Annotated in this window: 4 protein-coding genes; 1 reads left to right on the forward strand and 3 read right to left on the reverse strand. The window is 66.6% G+C overall.

The annotated features are described in order from the left end of the window. Nucleotides 1–344: ROK family protein (locus tag YH3_RS36615; protein ID WP_238592535.1), on the reverse strand; the 344-nt coding region annotated here is incomplete at its 3' end. Between the two features lie 4 nt (nt 345–348). Next, nucleotides 349–1,119 (reverse strand): bifunctional 2-polyprenyl-6-hydroxyphenol methylase/3-demethylubiquinol 3-O-methyltransferase UbiG, encoded by a 771-nt coding sequence (locus YH3_RS07140; RefSeq protein WP_003945692.1) that lies wholly within the window; start codon nt 1,117–1,119, stop codon nt 349–351. Nucleotides 1,120–1,292: 173 nt separating this feature from the next. Here YH3_RS07140 and YH3_RS07145 point away from each other — a divergent pair, with 173 nt between their 5' ends. Beyond that, nucleotides 1,293–2,507, forward strand: a complete 1,215-nt coding sequence (locus YH3_RS07145; protein ID WP_042452597.1) for a glycosyltransferase family 4 protein — start codon at nt 1,293–1,295, stop codon at nt 2,505–2,507. On the opposite strand, the gene YH3_RS07150 is transcribed toward YH3_RS07145, so the two are convergent. Continuing rightward, a partial coding sequence (locus YH3_RS07150) for a hypothetical protein (RefSeq protein ID WP_238592537.1) occupies nt 2,454–3,715 on the reverse strand: 1,262 nt, incomplete at its 5' end. The genes YH3_RS07145 and YH3_RS07150 overlap by 54 nt on opposite strands.

Below are 3,715 nucleotides of genomic sequence, written 5' to 3' on the forward strand. Positions count from 1 at the left end.
CCGTGGTGGAACTCCGCCAATGCCGCTGCGGCTCCGTCCATTGCGAGGGCGGTTCCGGCATCGGGAAAGACGCTGCGGACGCCCGCTACGAGCTCGAATCCCTGTGCCCACTCGGTGATGTTGATGGGAGCGACGACGCCGGCGACGGTGTCCACCGGCCCGGCGCACGCGATGCCGACACCGTCGACCTCTCGGCCGTCTGCGACTCGTTCGAGCAGCGCCGCACAGGATCCCCACGGGTCGGTCTGCGGCGTCGGAACGCTGTCGAACACGGGAACGCGGCCGTCCTCGGACACGACCCCGGCAGCCATCTTGGTACCACCGATGTCGACTGCGAGGCGCATGTCGCTATCGCTTTTCGAGAACCACGACGAGGTTGCTCACCAGGAACTCCCGCAGACCGGGGACTCGGACCATCCACCACGCCCACGACGGGTGGTAGCGCGGGATCGCGGCGAGCAATGTGCCCTGGCTGGTTCCACGGGCCCAGCGTAAGCCGTCCGTGGCGCCGACTTTGAACAACGAGACCCCGAATCTGTTCTTCGGTTCGCGTCCGGTCTTGCGTAGGTACCGCTTGGCTGCGTACTCGCCCCCCAGCGCGTGCCACGGTCCGGTTTCGTGGCCGCCGAACGGACCCCACCACAGGGTGTACGAGAGAACCATCAAGCCGCCGGGCTTGGTCACGCGCAGCATTTCCTCGGCCATCAGCCAGGGCTCGCTGACGTGTTCGGCCACGTTGGAGGAGAAGCAGATGTCCACGGACGAGTCCAGGAACGGCAGTGCCAAACCGGATCCACGCACCGCGCCGCCCACGGTCAGACCCGCAGCATGCATCTCCGACGGATCGGGTTCGACGGGAATGTAGCGGGCACCTGCGGCTTGAAAGACCTCCGCGAAATAGCCCGGACCGCCGCCGACGTCGAGGACGGTGAGACCGTCGAGGGATCGTCCGGTGTGACCTTCGTGCAGGTCCGAGATCAATTCGACGGAGTCGCGCGCAAGCGCGCCGTAGAAGATGTCGGGCGCGGACTGCTCGTGGCGGAAGTCGCTGAGCAGGCCGAACGAGCGTTTCAGGGTTGCCCGTCGGCCGAAAATGCGGGTCACTGCGGGCTTGGTCACGGGTAGCAACTTTAGCCACTGGGTCGCCCGGTCCACGAACACCGTCAGGAGCGCGGCAATACGGACGCTCGAACAGTTAGGGTGTTCGGCAGGGTTACCGGCCGGTCAGGCGGGGCATCCCGCAGGATCGCCCGAACCGGGGTGGCCACCGACCAACTCAGGGAGTAACGCACGTGCGCGAGGTTCTGTTGCTCTGCTGGCGCGATACCGGGCATCCCCAGGGCGGTGGAAGCGAGCGTTACCTCGAGCAGGTCGGATCCCAGTTGGCCGAGCGCGGTATCAAGGTGACGCTGCGGACGGCGTCGTATCCCGGGGCGCCCGCGTCGGAGGTTCGAGACGGCATCACCATCAGCCGGGCCGGTGGACGTTTCAGCGTGTACCCCCGCGCTCTGGCCGCCATTGCCGCCGGACGTCTGGGTTTCGGATCGCTCAAGGGCATCCGCCCCGACGCGGTGATCGACACCCAGAACGGCATCCCCTTCTTCTCGAAGGCCGTGGCGGGTGCACCGGTCACGCTTCTGGTCCATCACTGCCATCGCGAACAGTGGCCGGTGGCAGGCAAGCTCGTCGGCCGGATCGGCTGGTGGGTCGAATCGCGATTGTCACCGCGCACCCATCGACGTAGTCAGTATCTGACGGTGTCGCTTCCCTCAGCGGAAGAATTGGTGGACCTCGGTGTCGAGCGCGAACGAATTGCCGTGGTGCGTAACGGTGCCGATCGGCTCCCCGTCGGCGTCGACGCGGGTGGATCGATCACCAGGGCCGAGCGTCCCACCATCTCGGTTCTCTCACGACTGGTGCCGCACAAGCAGATCGAGGACGCACTCGAGGCCGTCGCAGCCCTGCGTCCGACGCTTCCGGACATCCATCTCGACGTCATCGGTGGTGGTTGGTGGGAGCAGAACCTGCGAGATCGCGCCGCCGAGTTGGGAATCGGTGACGCCGTCTCGTTCTACGGTCACGTCGACGAGGCTCGTAAACATGAACTCCTTGCGCAGTCGTGGATTCACCTCATGCCTTCGCGGAAGGAAGGGTGGGGCCTGGCGGTCATCGAGGCTGCGCAGCACGGTGTTCCGACGATCGGTTACCGCAGTTCCAAGGGCTTGACCGATTCGATCGTCGACGGAGTGACCGGGCTGTTGGTCGGCGGTGAGCACGCCGGCGACGGCGACATCGCTGATCTGACGCAGGCGGCAGGCACCCTGCTCCGCGACCACGAACTCCGCACGGTGCTCGGTGAGAAAGCTCGGGTGTGGTCGGGCGAGTTCTCCTGGGAGCAGACCGGCACCGGAGTGCTCGAGGTGCTGACCGCGCACAAGGACGGTCGGTGGGTCTCAGGACTGGCCGCGCCTCGCGAGTCGAATTCGGTTCTGGTTCAGTCCGACTGAGATCAGCGCGATCACGCCCATCAGTATCCAGGCGAGATGCGCAACTATGACGGCCGTTCGGGCGCCGGTCGAGGCTTCGTGCGCGGCAACATCTCCCGGTACCCGGTAGAGCTCGAGATCGTTGTCGGCAAAGACCTGTTCCAAGCCGTCGAGCGTGGTTGCCGAGTTGCCGAGCTGGCCTGGTGTCTCACGCTCGATCAGTACCCATCCGACTCCGAGATCGGCCAACTGCGTAGGACTCCCGCCGGCAAGCAGCACATCCTCGACCTGGGTGGCCCGGGTTCCTTCACCGCCGACAGCACCACCGGCAACCACCAGTTGGCCGGTCTGCAGCACGTCGAGGGGCAGGAAGCGTGGTGCGGGGTCGAGTACCGGCGCATCACCGCTGTAGGGGAACGCGCGGAACATTCCGGCGGGAAGCACTGCAACGTCACCGGTTTCGTCTCGCAGTTGCTCGGTCACCACGGTCCGGGAACCGGGGTAGTGCACGGGCTTCAACGCGCCGCCGACACCCCACACCAGATCCGGCAGTGCCACGATCGTCACCACGACGGCGGCAACCGAGAATGCCGGGCGGGGGAGGGAGAACCGATTGCCTGCCCACATCACCGCGGCGGCCGCAGCAAGTGCGTAGAACGGGACGGCCAGCGCGACCCACTTCTGCGCGTCACGCAGTAGACCGGCGCCGGTGAACACCTCGACCGACCATCGGCCGGCGTCGAGACCCCACGGGGTAGCGCCCATGGTCGGAGCCAGCACCGCGAACAGGGCCAGTAGTCCGAGTCCACCGACAACAGGATTCCGGCGTCGGCGCCACAGAGCGGGCACACCGGCAAACACCACGACAAGCAGAAGAACTGTTCCGACCAACGCGAAGAGTGTTGTGCGCGTGGACGGTACCGCTGCCGAGTTCCAGATACCGCCGAGCCCGGCGAGGCTGCCGAGCGTCGCGAGTCCCGGTTCTGCTCGGGCGGCAAAGGCGGCGACTCCCGCTGGATCGGAACCGTCGCCTGCTGCTCCGGATACGAAGGTGGCGACCAACCACGGCGAGGCGGCGACGAGGAACAGCCCGATAGCGCCGCAGACACGCCGCATGGCCGAGGTTCGGCCTCCGGGGGTGGCTACCACCACCAGCGCGGCCGTCAGAGCGAGCAGAGCGCCGGTAGGTGTCAGACCCGCGAATGCCAGTGACGCGGCCAACGCCCACC

Source organism: Rhodococcus sp. YH3-3, assembly GCF_001653035.1.
Classification (GTDB): Bacteria; Actinomycetota; Actinomycetes; order Mycobacteriales; family Mycobacteriaceae; genus Rhodococcus_F; species Rhodococcus_F qingshengii.